16 protein-coding genes and 1 pseudogene are annotated in these 17475 nt (G+C 63.3%); 15 read left to right on the top strand and 2 right to left on the bottom strand.

Features of this window, described 5'->3' with window-relative positions:
• Positions 1 to 87 precede the first annotated feature (87 nt).
• Positions 88 to 978: an MBL fold metallo-hydrolase gene (locus tag CAG34_RS10205; RefSeq protein WP_085589693.1), complete on the top strand. Its 891-nt coding sequence runs from the start codon at positions 88 to 90 to the stop codon at positions 976 to 978.
• A gap of 267 nt (positions 979 to 1245) precedes the next feature.
• Positions 1246 to 2433, top strand: a complete 1188-nt coding sequence (locus CAG34_RS10200; RefSeq protein WP_025339117.1) for an MFS transporter — start codon at positions 1246 to 1248, stop codon at positions 2431 to 2433.
• Positions 2434 to 3279: 846 nt separating this feature from the next.
• Here the strand turns inward: CAG34_RS10200 and paaX are convergent.
• Both paaX and paaY read right to left on the bottom strand, forming a co-directional pair.
• Entirely contained in the window at positions 3280 to 4203 is a 924-nt protein-coding gene (paaX, locus tag CAG34_RS10195) for a phenylacetic acid degradation operon negative regulatory protein PaaX (protein WP_075045237.1), read from the bottom strand.
• A gap of 77 nt (positions 4204 to 4280) precedes the next feature.
• Entirely contained in the window at positions 4281 to 4880 is a 600-nt protein-coding gene (paaY, locus tag CAG34_RS10190) for a phenylacetic acid degradation protein PaaY (RefSeq protein WP_038409635.1), read from the bottom strand.
• Between the two features lie 355 nt (positions 4881 to 5235).
• Here paaY and paaF point away from each other — a divergent pair, with 355 nt between their 5' ends.
• The 13 genes and pseudogenes from paaF to CAG34_RS10125 form a co-directional block, all read left to right on the top strand.
• Positions 5236 to 6009 (top strand): 2,3-dehydroadipyl-CoA hydratase PaaF, encoded by a 774-nt coding sequence (gene paaF / locus CAG34_RS10185; RefSeq protein WP_085589691.1) that lies wholly within the window; start codon positions 5236 to 5238, stop codon positions 6007 to 6009.
• Between the two features lie 34 nt (positions 6010 to 6043).
• Positions 6044 to 6835, top strand: coding sequence for a 2-(1,2-epoxy-1,2-dihydrophenyl)acetyl-CoA isomerase PaaG (gene paaG, locus CAG34_RS10180; RefSeq protein ID WP_085589689.1), 792 nt, complete (start codon positions 6044 to 6046; stop codon positions 6833 to 6835).
• A gap of 2 nt (positions 6836 to 6837) precedes the next feature.
• Positions 6838 to 8355 carry a 3-hydroxyacyl-CoA dehydrogenase PaaH gene (gene paaH / locus CAG34_RS10175; RefSeq protein ID WP_085589687.1) on the top strand — a complete coding sequence of 506 codons (1518 nt, stop codon included), beginning with the start codon at positions 6838 to 6840 and terminating at the stop codon, positions 8353 to 8355.
• Positions 8348 to 8788: a hydroxyphenylacetyl-CoA thioesterase PaaI gene (gene paaI, locus CAG34_RS10170; RefSeq protein WP_013972610.1), complete on the top strand. Its 441-nt coding sequence runs from the start codon at positions 8348 to 8350 to the stop codon at positions 8786 to 8788. Before paaH ends, paaI begins: the two co-directional genes overlap by 8 nt.
• Positions 8781 to 10001, top strand: a complete 1221-nt coding sequence (pcaF, locus tag CAG34_RS10165; protein WP_085589685.1) for a 3-oxoadipyl-CoA thiolase — start codon at positions 8781 to 8783, stop codon at positions 9999 to 10001. Before paaI ends, pcaF begins: the two co-directional genes overlap by 8 nt.
• Positions 10002 to 10122: 121 nt before the next feature.
• Positions 10123 to 11442, top strand: a complete 1320-nt coding sequence (paaK, locus tag CAG34_RS10160) for a phenylacetate--CoA ligase PaaK (protein WP_075045233.1) — start codon at positions 10123 to 10125, stop codon at positions 11440 to 11442.
• A gap of 292 nt (positions 11443 to 11734) precedes the next feature.
• Positions 11735 to 12724 (top strand): 1,2-phenylacetyl-CoA epoxidase subunit PaaA, encoded by a 990-nt coding sequence (gene paaA, locus CAG34_RS10155; protein WP_025339109.1) that lies wholly within the window; start codon positions 11735 to 11737, stop codon positions 12722 to 12724.
• Between the two features lie 25 nt (positions 12725 to 12749).
• The gene (gene paaB, locus CAG34_RS10150) at positions 12750 to 13031 is read left to right on the top strand and encodes a 1,2-phenylacetyl-CoA epoxidase subunit PaaB (RefSeq protein ID WP_013972614.1); all 282 of its coding nucleotides are present in this window, start codon (positions 12750 to 12752) and stop codon (positions 13029 to 13031) included.
• Between the two features lie 8 nt (positions 13032 to 13039).
• Complete coding sequence (paaC, locus tag CAG34_RS10145; RefSeq protein ID WP_085589683.1) at positions 13040 to 13798, top strand: 1,2-phenylacetyl-CoA epoxidase subunit PaaC; 759 nt, start codon at positions 13040 to 13042, stop codon at positions 13796 to 13798.
• On the top strand, positions 13785 to 14318 hold the full coding sequence (gene paaD, locus CAG34_RS10140; protein ID WP_025339107.1) for a 1,2-phenylacetyl-CoA epoxidase subunit PaaD: 534 nt from the start codon (positions 13785 to 13787) through the stop codon (positions 14316 to 14318). Before paaC ends, paaD begins: the two co-directional genes overlap by 14 nt.
• Before the next feature lie 15 nt (positions 14319 to 14333).
• A complete protein-coding gene (gene paaE / locus CAG34_RS10135) occupies positions 14334 to 15410 on the top strand; it encodes a 1,2-phenylacetyl-CoA epoxidase subunit PaaE (protein ID WP_085589681.1) in 1077 nt (358 codons plus the stop codon).
• A 169-nt stretch (positions 15411 to 15579) separates the two neighbouring features.
• Positions 15580 to 15888 (top strand): DUF485 domain-containing protein, encoded by a 309-nt coding sequence (locus tag CAG34_RS10130; RefSeq protein WP_004376242.1) that lies wholly within the window; start codon positions 15580 to 15582, stop codon positions 15886 to 15888.
• Positions 15879 to 17447 (top strand): annotated as a pseudogene (locus CAG34_RS10125) (cation acetate symporter); the annotation flags it as partial. The gene CAG34_RS10130 and the pseudogene CAG34_RS10125, both read left to right, overlap by 10 nt.
• Positions 17448 to 17475 lie beyond the last annotated feature (28 nt).

Raw genomic sequence — 17475 nt, 5'->3', positions numbered from 1 at the left:
ACGTTCGAGCGTCAGGCGTGCGCGTGTATTGCCATTGCATGGCGCTAACATTGAACATTGGAAATGGCCCATTGAAGGGGATGTGTCATGGCATTAGAGGTAGTACGTACGCAGATAGGTGCCGCTGAAATCTTTCAGGTCATCGAGTTGGAAATAGGCCCGCAACTGGCTTGGCTCCTGCCTGATACGACGCCTGACAATATTCGGGCAATCGAATGGTTGAAGCCTCCCTATCGTAATACTGACTTTTCATTGAATGCGCTATCTCAATGTTTCATCGTCAGGTTGAATGGGCGCACGCTGGTCGTGGATACCTGCATCGGCAATGACAAAACCGTCACGGAGGTCGCTGAGTGGGAGCATATGGAGACCGGTTTTCTCGAAGCGCTGGAGCGCGCCGGTATCGATCGTGGCCAAGTTACCGATGTCCTGTGTACCCATCTGCATATCGATCATGTAGGTTGGAACACCTATCTACACGAGGGCAGGTGGCTGCCTACCTTCCCCAATGCCAAGTACCATTTTGCCCGCGGTGAATATGAGTATTGGCTAGAGGCTGCTCAGCGGAGCCCGCAAGACATGCATTCTGTCTCGTTTGGCGAGTCCATCCACCCGGTGGTCGAGGCTGGGCTGGTGAATCTCATCGAGGCACCGTGTGAGCTTGGTGACGGCATCTCCATCTTGGCGACCCCTGGACATACCCACTCGCATATCGCCGTCATGATCGATAGCGGCTGTGGTGACATCATCATTGCGGGCGATGCGTTTCACCACCCGTGCCAAGTCGCAAGGCCGCATTGGGCAACCGTGAGTGATCATGACCAGCGTCAGTCCACGATGACAAGAGAGGCGCTGCTCTCGGCTTGCGCTGATACGCAGACATTGCTTGCGGGGATCCATTTCAGCACACCTTCGTTCGGTCAGGTTTGCTCAACTGAAGAGGGCGGGTACCTCTTCAAACCTCTCGTTTCGAAATGAACGGCTTCTTACTTCCTATGCCGCACGCTCCTCGGGGAAGGGCGCGGTATTGCGAGGAGTAAAGGTCGGTTCATTGCTCGAGAAGCGACACTTCATACATTGCCAATTGGATCGCTCGCTGCAATCGCTAACCATCCAACAACAATAACCACGCATCACATGATGTTTGGTCATACCTGACGGGGTTGGGGTGAGGCGAGATGCCACCCCCGTACCAGCGCGTGTGTTGCTGCCTGGTTCGACGGGATTGGAGTGGAGCAAGGTCTTATGGGGCAGATCCAGCAGTATCGACCAGACCGGATGAGCATCCGTGACAGGGTAAATTTCATGGGTACCTTGGCGATCGCGGGGCTGAATATTTCTGCCCTGGGCTCGGCGCGCCTGGTAGTACCCTTGATCGCGCTCTCGCTGGGGGCAAGCGCTACGCTCGTGGGCGTCATTGCCGCAGCGTTCACCGCTGCCCCCATGGTGTTCAGCGTGTCATTCGGGCGCTGGCTGGACCGCGCGGGGACCTTGATGCCGATCATGAGCGCCGCGCTGCTCATCGTTGGCGCAACGACGACGTTCTGGGTATTTCCGAGTCGGTACGCGCTCGTGATCGTCGCAGGTCTCGTGGGGGCGGGTGCAGTATTTACCCATATGGCCGCCACTCGTGCTGTCGGCTCAATCGCGACAGAAGCACAACGCCCTCGCTATCTGGGGTACCTGATCCTTAGTTATTCGCTATTCCAACTGGTGGCTCCAGTGTTGGCGGGGGCGATGTACCAGCATCATGGTTCAAACGCTGCAATCACGTTGCTGGGAGGGTTCTCCGTACTGTCCATTCTCGCAATCGGTCTTCGTCTGCATCATTTCAGGCACGAGCGTCGTGGGCCTTTGGCGAGGTTGGCCCGCCAAGGCATCTATCCGCTGTTACGTGTGCCTGGATTGATGGTCTGGATACTGGTGAGCAGCCTCTTCTTCGCTGCGCAGACCATTTTCCCGTTCGTGATATCACTGCATGCCGTTGCCAATGGCATCTCGCCCATCGAGGCGGGTTGGTTGCTCGGCGCTTTTGCCGGCGGGGCATTCATCTCCCGGTTTTTCACACCCGTCTTGACGCGGTATGCCAGGCCACGACCGACGCTGGTGGTGGCAATGATCATCGGTGCTGTCATTTATGCCGTGATACCGTTCGCCCATCAAGTCGTCACCCTGAGCGTTCTGAGCCTACTCCTAGGGATGCCATTGGGTGTGGGCGTGCCTGTTTCCTTGGCAATGATATATGACGCAGCGCCGGCAGAGCGGGTCAATGAATCGGTGGGATTGTCCATGACCGTTAATAACTGTCTGCAAACCGTTTTTCCGCTGGCACTGGGAGCACTTGTTCATACCTTCGGTATTGCTCCGATGGTACTGGCATTTTCGCTGATCATGATGGGGTGCGCAGCGGTGAGCGTTCGCGGTCCTGAATGATGTTTCGAACCAGAAATTTCGAGAATTACTTCCGGGTACTCGGAGGTGTGAGGGATTGGACAAATATGGTCGGGCGCTTCCAAATACGTCATTTAACATAATACTCATTATGCGCTAGTCTATATTTGGTCACCAGACCACGAGTGAGGCACTTTGGGACCAGGGAAAGCTCTCTGGTCTAGATAATCTGTCCTGATCCATCGCTCGCTTACCATCACAAGCGCCGACCTGGTGCCAGATGCGTTAGCCTTGCCTTTTGGACTGTTGGCTACCGCGACTTGGACATCAGGCCAGCCATTTGCACCTGTACCCTGAGTGCTTGAAAGAAACCTGGTACGGTCACCCTCGACTTTGTTTATCAGGACAAATCCAGCGCATGCATGACCACACTGACGACTAGCGCCTGTCAGCCAGCGCCATTGAGGTTGTCACGCTTCCCATCACCGGCAACCCAACTCCCGGTCGATCGGTTAACGCGGTCAATTGTAGGAGCGGCCTTGTGTCGCGATGGGCTGCAAGGCAGCCCCAACAATTCATGCGTCTGCTTTGAAACCTTGGGGGCTGCTGCGCAGCCCATCGCGACACAAGGCCGCTCCTACAAGGGCCCGCAGGATTGAGAGGACAGTTGTTTACATCTCGCGCAGACCTCAAACCACGAACCATCCCTGTGGGTGCTGACCTGCAAGCGATGTGATCAGTACAAGCGACAAAAGATACATGAGGACCGCGTGACACCTGAGGGCCAGGCATCCCCCCCATTTGCCATGCTGTATATGCAAATTATGTATAACTACACTAAATACTCATTTAGCGTAGTTATATAGAATCCGCCTCTGCACCCAATCCTCAAACAAGCCCGCCAAAACGCCTGTAAAAGCCTTCATTCACATCCGGCAACGGCCCATCAGCCGTCTCCAGCGCTGCATTCAGCCATTCTTCCGCCTTGGCAAACACCAGCCGATAGAGGTTACGGCACAACTGTCGCGCGGCCCTTCCCTCCCAATCCCCAGGCAGCAGCTCGTCCGGCAGTTGCGGGTCGCGCAGCAGCAGCCGGCGGTATTCGTGAATCAGCAGCGTACGTGCCAGGAAGCAATCCTGCGCATCGAGCTGTTGCTGCTCTTTCAAGCCTTGCCATAGCGGCCTGAACAGCTGGATGAACTCGCTGTACTGCTGCCCCAGTTCGTCGATGCGCCAGCTTTCCCGCACCTGGGCGCGCATGGCCTTGGATGCCAGTACTTCCTGGGTGTGGGTTTCGAAGACGATGCTGTCGTCGCTCGCCTCCAGGTCACGCAAGGTGGCGGCCAGGTCGGCGCGGTCTGCCCGTGGGCAGCCCAGCAGGTTCGGCGCCATGGCCCCGAAGCCCTGCCACTCCAACTCTTCACGCAAAGCCTTGCGCTTGCCGGCCTCCAGTTGCGAGAGCAACACCAGCGTCCAGGCGCCGTCCCAGGCTGGTTGGCTGGGGCTGTAGACCCGTTTGAAGGCTTTCTCGAACCGCCGGCGGCCAGTCCCTGTCAGGCTGTAGTAACTGCGGCGGCCAACCTTTTCGGCGGTGAGCCAGCCTTCCTTGGTAAGGCGGAAGATCGATGTGCGGATCAGGCGCTCGTTGATGCCGATCGGCTCCAGCAGGTTGATCAGGCTACCCAGCCAGACGGTTCCGCCGTGGGGCTCGATGGCGTCGCCGTACAAAGTGATGATCAGGGAACTGGCGCGGATCGGCGTCTGTTCCTGGAAGCGGGTGATCAGGTTGTTCAGTGGGGCGAGATTGCTCATGGGCGAACTGTGCGCGGTTAAAGCACCGACTATACCTGCGCGGCGGGCCGCCTGACCATTGCGTGACGCTGCCAGGCTCATGCCGATGCCTGGCCTTTGGGCCTGACGCCAGTGTCTTCCATGCGTGGGCGCTCGGGCTCGACCTCGGTCAGTGGTGGGCATTCGACCATGCTGTTCATGCAGCGTTGCGCCAGGTGCTGGTACTCCGCCGTGCCGCGTTGCTTCCAGGCCAGTTCCTGTTCGGTCAGTGGGCGCTTGACCTGGGCTGGCGAGCCCATCACCAGGCTTTGTGCCGCACATTCGAAGCCCGCCTTGACGAATGCCGTGGCCGCGACGATGCAGCGCGGTGCCACATGGGCACCATCCATCACCACCGCGTTCATGCCGATCAAGGCGTCTTCGCCCACGCGACAGCCGTGCAGCACGGCGCCATGCCCGACATGCCCGTTGCGTTCGACCACCGTATCGCCACCCGGGAAACCATGCATCACGCAGGTGTCCTGCAGGTTGGCGCCCTCCTCCAGCACGATACGGCCGAAATCCCCCCTTAGTGACGCCAGTGGGCCGACGTAGCAACGAGGGCCGACGATTACATCACCGATCAGCACGGCGCTGGGATGCACGTAGGCTGTCGGATGAACCACGGGCGTCAGGCCGTCCAGTCGATAGCAAGGCATGGCAAAGCTCCTGAAATGATTTCAAATGCGCTTTGATCTTGTATCACAATCTTGTGGTGCGTCAATCGGCATGGTCGTGTATCGCTTTTGCTGGGGTCATCGCACTCCAATAAATTCAGCATTATGCGTTGATTGCAAGTAGCTGAAGCGATTCAACCTCATGAAACCCTTTGCTGATGCAGTTGTCACTCCCGCAAAAAGAGATACATGAAACAATTTTGAATGTTGCATTGGTGTATCGCGTAATGCATATACTGGTTCCACCTGGACGTGATCCCCACATCACGCCCCTGCAAACAATTCCAAGAAATGCCGGCCCCACGATGTGCCGTGCGTGCAGCCAGAGGAACCCGACATGCCGCGATATCTTGATGTGCAGGCGCCCGAACACGGCGTCCAGCTCATTACCCTGCAACGGCCCGAGGCGCTCAACGCCCTGTGCACCGAGCTACTGGCAGAGCTGGCCGCTGCGCTGGAAGCGGCCGGGCAAGACGAACAGACCCGCGCGGTGGTGCTCACCGGCAGCCGCAAGGCATTCGCCGCAGGCGCCGATATCCGCGAGATGGCCGAGCGCGACCTGGTCGGCATCCTCAACGACCCCCGGGTGACCCACTGGCAAAGCATCGCCGCCTTCGCCAAGCCACTGATCGCTGCCGTCAACGGCTACGCCCTGGGTGGCGGCTGCGAACTGGTGATGTGTGCCGACATCGTCATCGCCGGCAGCGACGCCCGTTTCGGCCAGCCGGAAATCAACCTCGGCATCATCCCCGGCGCCGGTGGCACCCAGCGCCTGCTGCGGGCAGTAGGCAAGCCGCTGGCCATGCAAATGGTGCTGACCGGCGAAGCCATCACCGCCCGTCATGCCTTGCAGGCCGGGCTGGTCAGCGAAATCACCCAGCCGGAACTCACCGTAGAACGCGCCCTGCACATCGCCCGCAGCATCGCCGCCAAGGCCCCACTGGCGGTGCGCCTGGCCAAGGAAGCGTTGCTCAAGGCCGGCGATACCGACCTGGCCAGCGGCCTGCGCTTCGAACGCCATGCCTTCACCTTGCTGGCCGGCACCGCCGACCGCGACGAAGGCATCCGTGCCTTCCAGGAAAAACGCCAGGCCCGCTTCCAGGGCCGCTGATCATCTTTCCCTCGACTGACGGAGCGAGTCTGTCATGACTTTCCAGCACATCCTGTTTTCCATCGAGGACGGCGTCGCCCTCCTCTCGTTGAATCGCCCCGAGCAACTGAACAGCTTCAATACCGCCATGCACCTGGAAGTGCGCGAGGCACTCAAGCAAGTACGCCAGAGCAGCGAAGCACGGGTGTTGTTGCTGACTGCCGAAGGCCGTGGTTTCTGCGCCGGCCAGGACCTGTCCGATCGCAACGTCGCCCCGGGCGCCGAGATGCCGGACCTCGGCGAATCGATCGACAAGTTCTACAACCCGCTGGTGCGCACCCTGCGCGACCTGCCGCTGCCGGTGGTCTGCGCGGTGAACGGGGTGGCTGCCGGCGCCGGTGCCAACATCCCGCTGGCCTGCGACCTGGTGCTGGCTGCCCGCTCGGCCAGCTTCATCCAGGCCTTCTGCAAGATCGGCCTGGTACCCGACTCCGGCGGCACCTGGCTGCTGCCGCGCCTGGTCGGCATGGCACGGGCCAAGGCCCTGGCCATGCTGGGCGAGCGCCTGTGCGCCGAACAGGCCCAGCAATGGGGGCTGATCCACCGCGTGGTGGACGATGCCGCGCTGCGCGACGAAGCCCTCACCCTCGCCCGCCAGCTCGCCACCCAGCCCACTTACGGCCTGGCCCTGATCAAGCGCAGCCTGAACGCCAGTTTCGACAACGGTTTCGATGAACAGCTGGAGCTGGAGCGCGACCTGCAGCGCCTGGCCGGGCGCAGCGAGGACTATCGCGAAGGCGTGAGTGCCTTCATGAACAAGCGCACGCCGGCATTCAAGGGGCGTTGATCATGAGCGCACTCGCAAGCAATGCCCAGGTGGCGGTGATCGGTGCAGGCGCCATGGGCGCAGGCATCGCCCAGGTTGCGGCCCAGGCCGGCCACCCGGTAAAGCTCTACGACAACCGCCCGGGCGCTGCAGCCCAGGCGGTGGCCGGCATAGACCGGCAACTTGCCCGCCTGGTGGAAAAAGGCAAGTTGCAGGCTGCCGAGCGGGAAGCCATCAGCGCCCGGCTGTGCCCGGTAGACGCCCTTGAAGCCCTGGCCGATGCCCGCCTGGTGATCGAGGCCATCGTCGAGAACCTGCAGGTCAAGCAGGCGCTGTTCAGCCAGCTGGAAGCCTTGTGCGCCACCGACTGCATCCTCGCCAGCAACACTTCGTCGCTGTCCATCACCAGCCTCGCCGCCGGGCTGCAACGCCCGCACCAAGTGGTTGGCATGCACTTCTTCAACCCGGCGCCGCTGATGGCACTGGTGGAAGTGGTGTCGGGCTTGGCCACCGCCCCGGCCGTTGCCGCATGCATTCATGCCACCGCCCAGGCCTGGGGCAAGCAGCCGGTGCACACGCGCTCCACGCCGGGCTTCATCGTCAACCGTGTGGCGCGGCCGTTCTACGCCGAAAGCCTGCGCCTGCTGCAGGAAGGCGCAGCCGATTGCGCCAGCCTCGATGCGCTGCTGCGTGATGCCGGCGGTTTCCGCATGGGCGCGTTCGAACTCACCGACCTGATCGGCCACGATGTCAATTACGCCGTTACCTGTTCGGTCTTCGATGCGTTCTATGGCGACTTCCGCTTCCAGCCTTCGCTGGTGCAAAAAGAACTGGTGGACGCAGGCCGCCTCGGGCGCAAGACCGGCCAAGGCTTCTATAGCTATGCCGAAGACGCCGAACGCCCGCAGCCAGCCGAACTGCACAGCCCCGCCATCGTCGATGCCTGCGTCGTCGAAGGCGACCTTGGGGCGATGCAGCCGCTGGTCGAGCGCCTGCGCCAAAGCGGCGTCGCCGTGACCCAGCGCGCCGGCAGCGGCCTGATCCAGGTGGGCGATGCCACCCTGGCGCTGTCCGATGGCCGCCTGGCCAGCCAGCGCGCCCGGGAAGACGGCCTGCGCAACCTGGTGCTGCTCGACCTGGCCCTGGACTACACCACCGCCACCCGCCTCGCCATCAGCTGGTCGGCCGACACCAGCGACAACGCTCGTGACCAGGCGGTGGCCTTGCTGCGGCGTGCCGGCCTGAAGGTAACGGCGGTCGCCGACCTGCCCGGCCTGGTGGTGCTGCGCACCGTGGCGATGCTCGCCAACGAGGCCGCCGATGCCGTGTTGCAAGGTGTCGGCAGCGCCGCCGACATCGACCTGGCCATGCGTGCCGGCGTCAACTACCCCTGCGGCCCGCTGGCCTGGGCCGCGAACATCGGCATCCCCCACACCCTGCGCGTGCTCGACAACCTGCAGCGCAGCTACGGCGAGAGCCGTTACCGCCCTTCCCTGCTGTTACGCCGCTGCGAAGCCAAAGGAGGCACCCTGCATGACTGAAGTCGAACTGGCACAAGCCTGTGCCGAGGCCATGTACGCCCGCGACCAGGCCACCCAGGGCCTGGGCATCCGCCTGCTGGAGGCCGGTCCGGGCCAGGCATGCCTGCGCATGCCGGTACGCGCCGACATGATCCAGGGGCATGGCACCTGCCATGGCGGCTTCCTGTTCGCCCTGGCCGACTCGGCGTTTGCCTTCGCCTGCAACAGTCACGACCAGGCCACCGTCGCCCTGGGCTGCAGCATCGACTACCTGGCCCCGGCGCTGCGTGATGACGTGCTTACCGCCCGCGCCAGCGAGGTCAGCCGCAAGGGCCGCACCGGCCTGTACCACGTCCGCATCGAGAACCAGCGCGGTGAGCTGGTGGCGATGTTCCATGGCAAATCCTACAAAGTGCGCGGCACCGTGCTGGCGCAGGAGACGCAAGATGACTGAACACACCCTGGCCGATGCCTTGATCATCGACGCCGTGCGCACCCCCATCGGCCGTTATGCCGGCGCCTTGAGCGGCGTGCGCGCCGATGACCTGGCCGCCATCCCGCTCAAGGCCCTGATCCAGCGCCACCCCGAACTGGACTGGAAAGCCATCGACGACGTCATCCTCGGCTGTGCCAACCAGGCTGGCGAGGACAACCGCAACGTCGCGCACATGGCCAGCTTGCTGGCCGGGCTGCCGATCGAAGTGCCGGGCACCACCATCAACCGCCTGTGTGGCTCCGGCCTGGATGCCATCGGCAATGCAGCCCGCGCCCTGCGCTGCGGCGAAGCCGGGCTGATGCTGGCCGGCGGCGTGGAGTCGATGTCACGCGCGCCGTTCGTCATGGGCAAGGCGGAGCAGGCGTTCGGCCGTGCGGCCGAACTGTTCGACACCACCATCGGCTGGCGTTTCGTCAACCCGCTGATGAAGGCAGCCTTCGGCACCGATTCGATGCCGGAAACGGCCGAGAACGTTGCGCAGCAATTTGCTATTTCCCGCGCCGACCAGGACGCCTTTGCCCTGCGCAGCCAGCACAAGGCCGCCGCCGCCCAGGCACTCGGGCGCCTGGCACGGGAAATCGTGCCGGTCGAGATCCCGCAGCGCAAAGGCCCGGCCAAAGTGGTCGAGCACGACGAACATCCCCGCGGCGACACCACCCTGGAGCAACTGGCCAGGCTGGGTACCCCGTTCCGTGAGGGCGGTAGCGTCACCGCTGGCAATGCTTCCGGGGTCAACGATGGTGCCTGCGCCCTGCTGCTCGCCAGCAGCACCGCCGCCCGCCGTCATGGCCTGAAGGCCCGCGGCCGCATCGTCGGCATGGCGGTGGCCGGGGTCGCACCACGGCTGATGGGCATCGGCCCGGTGCCGGCTACCCGCAAGGTGCTGGAGCTTGTCGGGCTGTCGCTGGCCGACATGGACGTCATCGAGCTCAACGAGGCCTTTGCCGCCCAGGGCCTTGCGGTACTGCGCGAGCTCGGCCTGGCTGACGACGACGAGCGGGTCAACCGCAACGGCGGTGCCATCGCCCTCGGCCACCCGTTAGGCATGAGCGGTGCACGCCTGGTCACCACCGCGTTGCACGAGCTGGAAGAAACCGCCGGACGCTACGCCCTGTGCACCATGTGCATCGGCGTTGGCCAAGGCATCGCGATGGTCATCGAACGCCTCTGAGCGGCTCAGACCATCGGCTTGTTACCGAACCGAACGCAGCCGTATATGCTGCTTCCATGACACTCACCGTGCGGCCTGCAACCGGTACCGCGCGGCGTACAAGAACAATTCGAGTGAAGCCATGAACATGTACCATGATGCCGATCGTGCCCTGTTGGACCCGATGGAAACCGCCAGTGTCGACGCCCTGCGCCAGCACCAGCTGGAGCGCCTGCGCTGGAGCCTGAAGCACGCCTACGACAACGTGCCGCTGTACCGCCAGCGCTTTGCCGAGTGCGGCGCCCACCCCGACGACCTCAAGTGCCTGGAAGACCTGGCGAAGTTCCCCTTCACCGGCAAGAACGACCTGCGCGACAACTACCCCTACGGCATGTTCGCCGTGCCCCAGCAAGAGGTGGTGCGCCTGCACGCCTCCAGTGGTACTACCGGCAAGCCGACGGTGGTGGGCTACACCCAGAACGACATCGATACCTGGGCCAACGTGGTCGCCCGCTCGATCCGTGCCGCGGGTGGGCGCAAGGGTGACAAGGTGCATGTCTCCTACGGCTACGGCCTGTTCACCGGCGGGCTCGGCGCGCATTACGGTGCCGAGCGCCTGGGCTGCACGGTGATCCCCATGTCCGGTGGCCAGACCGAGAAGCAGGTGCAGCTGATTCGCGACTTCCAGCCCGACATCATCATGGTCACCCCCTCCTACATGCTCAACCTGGCCGACGAGATCGAGCGCCAGGGCATCGACCCGCAAGACCTCAAGCTGCGCCTGGGCATATTCGGCGCCGAGCCTTGGACCGACGAGCTGCGCCGCTCTATCGAGCAACGGCTGGGCATCGATGCCCTCGACATTTATGGCCTGTCGGAAATCATGGGGCCTGGGGTGGCGATGGAGTGCATCGAAACCAAGGATGGCCCGACCATCTGGGAGGACCATTTCTACCCCGAGATCATCGACCCGGTCACCGGTGCGGTGCTGCCGGACGGCCAACTGGGCGAACTGGTGTTCACCTCGCTGAGCAAGGAAGCGTTGCCCATGGTGCGCTACCGCACCCGCGACCTCACTCGCCTGCTGCCCGGTACTGCCAGGCCGATGCGGCGGATCGGCAAGATCACCGGCCGCAGCGATGACATGCTGATCATTCGCGGGGTCAACGTGTTCCCGACTCAGATCGAGGAGCAGGTACTAAAAATAAAACAGCTTTCTGAGCTTTATGAGATTCATCTGTATCGCAATGGCAACCTGGACAGTGTCGAGGTGCACGTGGAACTGCGTGCGGAGTGCCAGCACCTCGATGAAGGCCAGCGCAAGCTGTTGACCGGGGAGCTGACCAAGCAGATCAAGACCTACATCGGCATCAGCACCCAGGTGCGCCTGCAGCCCTGCGGCACGCTCAAGCGTTCCGAGGGCAAGGCCTGCCACGTGTTCGACAAACGGTTGGCCAGCTGATTCATTCGGCTGCCTTTTCGGCCCCGGCATCGTCCGGGGCTTTTTTTTGCCTGGGAGATTGCTGGGGGCGCTTTGCGCCCCTTTCGCCGGCAAGCCAGCTCCCACAGGAGAGCGGTTGCCCTGGAGATGGACGCTGTCCCTGTGGGAGCTGGCTTGCCGGCGAAAGGGCTGCACAGCAGCCCCCTTGACCAGCAAAGCGATACACAAAACTTATTCGATACACATAAAACTGTTTGACGTTATGTTTTGTATCGCTTACAAATGACTCATGCCTTAGCAGGAGTCGGAACACATGTACGCACAGCTAGTGGAAACCGGAGTCAAGCGCGTCAAGTCGCTGGAAGAGATGTCGCCCGAGGAGCGCAACTTCCAGGAAAAGATCGACGCCGAAATCAAGATCGAAGCCAAGAACTGGATGCCCGAGGCCTATCGCCAGACCCTGATCCGGCAGATCTCCCAGCACGCCCACTCGGAAATCGTCGGCATGCTGCCCGAAGGCAACTGGGTCACCCGTGCCCCCAGCCTCAAGCGCAAGCTGCAGCTGATGGCCAAGATCCAGGACGAAGCCGGCCACGGCCTGTACCTGTACAGCGCCATGGAAACCCTGGGCGCCGACCGTGACGAAGAAATCGCCAAGCTGCACAGCGGCAAGGCCAAGTACTCGAGCATCTTCAACTACCCCACCCTCAGCTGGGCCGACATGGGCGCAGTGGGCTGGCTGGTCGATGGCGCGGCCATCGTCAACCAGGTGGTGCTGCAGCGCACCTCCTACGGCCCGTATTCGCGCGCGATGATCCGTATCTGCAAGGAAGAGAGCTTCCACCAGCGCCAGGGCTACGAAATCCTCCTGACCATGATGCGCCACGGCACCCAGGCCCAGCGCGACATGGTCCAGGACGCGATCGACCGCCTGTGGTGGCCAGCACTGATGATGTTCGGCCCCAGCGACGAGCACTCCCCCAACAGCGCCCAGTCCATGGCCTGGAAGATCAAGCGCCAGACCAACGATGAACTGCGCCAGCGCTTCATCGACCAGACCGTGCCGCAGCTCGAGCTGCTCGGCTGCACCGCCCCCGACCCGGAGCTGAAGTGGAACGCCGAGCGCGGCCACTACGACTTCGGCGAAATCCAATGGGACGAGTTCTACGAAGTGATCAAGGGCAATGGCCCATGCAACCAGGAACGTGTCGCCACACGGCGCAAGGCCATCGAGGACGGCGCCTGGGTACGCGAGGCCGCCGTGGCCTACGCGCGCAAGCAACAGAACAAGAACGCCGCCTGAGCGGCGATTGATGCGGAGATCGAAAATGTCTGTCTGGACCCTCTACGAAGTGTTCGTGCGCAGCAAGCACGGCCTTAACCACAAGCATGTCGGCAGCGTGCACGCCGCCGATGCCGCCATGGCCATCGAAAACGCCCGCGAGCTGTACACCCGCCGCAGCGAAGGCGTGAGCCTGTGGGTGGTGCCCTCGGCACTGATCACCGCTTCTTCCCCGGACGAGAAAGACCCGCTGTTCGCCCCGGCGGACGACAAGGTCTACCGCCATGCCAGCTTCTACGAACTGCCCGACGAAGTCGGACACATGTGAGGTTGGCCATGCACAACGAAACCCTTGTCCCCTACCTGCTGCTGCTCGGCGACAGTGCCCTGGTGCAGGGCCAGCGCCTCTGCGAATGGTGTGGCCGCGCCCCGGCCATCGAAGAAGAACTGGCCCTGATGAACGTCGGCCTCGACCTGGTAGGCCAGGCGCGCAACTGGCTGGAGTACGCCGCCGAGCTGCTCGATGATGGCCGTGACGCCGACGCCCTGGCCTTCCGCCGTGACGAGCGTGCCTATCGCAACCTGTTGCTGGTCGAGCAGCCCAACGGCGATTTCGCCGTGACCATGACCAAACAGTTCTTCTATGACGCCTGGCATTTCGCCGTGCTTCAGGGCCTGGTCGGCTCGAATGACGAGCGTATCGCCGGCATCGCCGCCAAGGCCCTGAAGGAAGTCACCTACCACCTGCGCCGCTCCAGCGAGTGGGTGCAACGCTTGGGCGGTGGCACCGAAGAAAGCCGCCAACGCATGCTCGCGGCCATCCCGGCACTGTGGCGCTTCACCGTCGAACTGGCTGCCGGTAGCGATAACGAAGGGCACCTGGCGCAAGCGGGTATCGCCGCCGACCCCGCTGCCGTCGGCGCGGCCTGGCTCAAGCAGGTTGGCGAGACCTTCGCTTCGGTCGAACTGCCGTTGCCCAAGGCCGCCAGCCACTTCTACCTGGACGGCCGCAAAGGCCTGCACACCGAGCACCTGGGCCTGCTGCTGGCCGAGATGCAGTTCCTGCCAAGGGCGTACCCCGATGCAACCTGGTGAGCTGATTGCCGGCGACCGTGGCGCCCGCGCGCCACGCGGCGACGACCTGGCCCGGGCCTGGGCGGTACTGGCCCAGGTCATGGACCCGGAAGTGCCCGTGGTCAGCGTGGTCGACCTGGGCATCGTGCGCGACCTCGACTGGCGCGCCGGGCACCTGCACCTGGTCGTCACGCCGACCTACTCCGGCTGCCCGGCCACCGAGGTGATCGAAGGGGATATCCGCCAGGCGCTGGAACAGGCCGGTTTCCCCGCCCCGGCTCTGGAGCGCCGGCTGACCCCGGCCTGGAGCACCGACTGGATCAGCGAACTGGGCCGCGAGCGCCTGCGCGCCTACGGCATCGCCCCGCCACAGGGCAGCGCCAGCAAACGCAGCCTGCTCGGCGAGGCGCCGCAGGTGTGCTGCCCGCAGTGCGGCAGCGCCCATACCGAATTGCTCAGCCAGTTCGGTTCCACGGCTTGCAAGGCGCTTTACCGCTGCCGCGAGTGCCTGGAGCCGTTCGACTATTTCAAATGCATTTGAGCCGTGGAGAACGCCATGAGCCAGTTTCACAGCCTGACCATCAAGCAAGTGCGCAACGAGACCCGCGATGCGGTGTCGATTGCCTTCGACGTGCCCGAGCACCTGCAGGCGCAGTTCCGTTTCACCCAGGGCCAGTACCTGGTCATGCGTACCCAGCTGGACAACGAAGAAGTCCGCCGTTCCTACTCCATCTGCAGTGCCGTGCAGGACGGCGAACTGCGTGTGGCGGTAAAGCGCGTGCCTGGCGGGCGCTTCTCGGCATTTGCCAATGACGTGCTCAAGGCCGGCCAGCAACTGGAAGTGATGCCGCCGTCGGGCAGCTTCTTCGTGCCACTGGAACCGGCCCGCCAGGGCAACTACCTGGGCGTGGCTGCCGGCAGCGGCATCACGCCGATCCTGTCGATCATCGCCACTACCCTGGCCAGCGAGCCACACAGCCGCTTCACCCTGCTGTACGGCAACCGCTCCAGCTCTGGCGCGCTGTTCCGCGACAAGCTGGAAGACCTGAAGAACCGTTACCTCGACCGCCTGAACCTGGTTTTCGTGTTCAGCCGCGAGCAGCAGGATGTCGACCTGTACAACGGCCGCATCGATGCCGACAAGTGCGGCCAGCTGTTCTCGCGCTGGATGGACGTTGCCAACCTGGATGCCGCATTCATCTGCGGCCCGCAGGCGATGACCGAGACGGTGCGCGACAGCCTGCGGGCCAATGGCCTGGCCAAGGAACGCATCCATTTCGAGCTGTTCGCCGCAGCCGGCAGCGAAGCCCGTCGTGAAGCCCGCGAGGCGGCGCGCCAGGTGGACTCGGCGCTCAGCCACATCACCGTGATCAGCGACGGCCGCGCCCTCACCTTCGACCTGCCACGCAACACCCAGAACGTGCTGGACGCCGGTAACGCCATCGGCGCCGAGCTGCCGTACTCGTGCAAGGCCGGCGTGTGCTCGACCTGCAAGTGCCGGGTAATCGAGGGCGAAGTGGAGATGGACAGCAACCATGCCCTGGAGGACTACGAAGTGGCGGCCGGGTACGTGCTGTCGTGCCAGACCTACCCGGTGAGCGACAAGGTGGTGCTCGATTTCGACCAGCTCTGAAACCGCGTCGCCTGCTTCGCGGGTGAACCCGCTCCCACAGGGATTGCACAAGACCTGAGAGCAGCGCCCTACCTGTGGGAGCGGGTTCACCCGCGAAGAGGCCTTCAGCAACACCGCAACACCCGCGTGACCTCAACAAAACAATTACAACACCCAGAGATCGCAACCCATGACCCCCGAACGCATCGAAAGCATCGCCAACCACCCCGACTTCCAGCACCTGGTGCAGCGCAAACGCCGCCTCAATGGCAGCCTGACCCTGGCCATGCTGGTGATCTACTACGGCTTCGTCCTGCTGGTGGCGTTTTCCCCCAGCACCCTCGGCCAGTCCCTCAGCGGTGGCGTGACCACCGTTGGCATGCTGGTGGGCGTGCTGATGGTGTTGCTGTCCTTCGCCCTGACCGGTATCTACGTGCACCGCGCCAACAACGTGCTCGACCCGCTCAACGACAAGGTCAAGCAGGAGTGCGCACAATGAACTGGACCGCCATCTCGATGTTCATGGTGTTCGTCTGCTTCACCCTGCTGGTCACCCGCTGGGCTGCCATGCGCACCCGCTCGGCCAGCGACTTCTACACCGCCGGCGGGGGCCTGACCGGCATGCAGAACGGCCTGGCGATCGCCGGCGACATGATCAGCGCCGCGTCGTTCCTGGGCATTTCGGCAATGATGTTCATGAACGGCTACGACGGCCTGCTGTATGCCCTGGGCGTACTGGCCGGCTGGCCGATCATCCTGTTCCTGATCGCCGAACGCCTGCGCAACCTGGGCAAGTACACCTTCGCCGACGTGGTCAGCTACCGCCTGGCGCAAACCCCGGTGCGCCTGACCTCGGCCTTCGGCACCCTGGTGGTGGCGCTGATGTACCTGGTGGCGCAGATGGTCGGTGCCGGCAAGCTGATCGAACTGCTGTTCGGCATCAGCTACCTGTACGCGGTGATGCTGGTCGGCGTGCTGATGGTCGCCTACGTCACCTTCGGCGGCATGCTCGCCACCACCTGGGTACAGATCATCAAGGCGGTGATGCTGCTGTCGGGCACCAGCTTCATGGCCTTCATGGTGCTCAAGCATTTCGGCTTCAGCACCGAGGCGATGTTTGCCAGCGCCGTGGCCGTGCATGCCAAGGGCCAGGCGATCATGGCCCCGGGCGGCTTGCTGTCCAACCCGGTGGACGCCATTTCCCTGGGCCTGGGCATGATGTTCGGTACCGCCGGCCTGCCGCATATCCTGATGCGCTTCTTCACCGTCAGCGATGCCAAGGAAGCGCGCAAGAGCGTGTTCTATGCCACCGGGTTCATCGGCTACTTCTACCTGCTGCTGATCGTCATCGGCTTTGGTGCCATCGTCATGGTCGGCACCGAGCCGTCCTACCGTGACGCCACCGGCGCGATCATCGGCGGCGGCAACATGGTCGCCGTGCACCTTGCCCAGGCCGTGGGTGGCAATCTGTTCCTCGGTTTCATCTCCGCCGTGGCCTTCGCCACCATCCTGGCGGTGGTCGCCGGCCTGGCGCTGTCCGGTGCATCGGCCGTTTCCCACGACCTGTATGCCTGCGTGGTGCGCCAGGGCAAGGCCAGCGAGCAGGAGGAAATGCGCGTGTCGCGTATCGCCACCCTGCTGATCGGCCTGCTGGCGGTCATCCTCGGCCTGATGTTCGAATCGCAGAACATCGCCTTCCTCTCCGGCCTGGTGCTGGCGGTGGCCGCCTCGGTCAACTTCCCGGTGCTGCTGCTTTCGATGTTCTGGAAAGGCCTGACCACCCGCGGCGCGGTGTGCGGCAGCATGGCCGGCCTGGTTTCGGCTGTGCTGCTGGTGGTGCTGGGCCCGGCGGTGTGGGTCAACGTGCTGCATCACGAAAAGGCGCTGTTCCCCTACAGCAACCCGGCGCTGTTCTCCATGAGCCTGGCCTTCCTCGGCGCCTGGGTGTTCTCGGTCACTGACAGTTCCGAACGCGCCAGCCAGGAACGTGGCCGCTACCTGGCCCAGTTCATCCGTTCCATGACCGGAATCGGCGCTGCCGGCGCCAGCAAGCACTGACTCTCAGGGAAGAATAACCATGTCGGGT

It is taken from the genome of Pseudomonas sp. B14(2017) (genome assembly GCF_002113255.1).
In the GTDB taxonomy this organism is placed as follows: domain Bacteria; phylum Pseudomonadota; class Gammaproteobacteria; order Pseudomonadales; family Pseudomonadaceae; genus Aquipseudomonas; species Aquipseudomonas putida_Z.
Note: the sequence above shows the minus strand (reverse complement) of the source record. Positions and strands in the feature narration are given on the sequence as shown.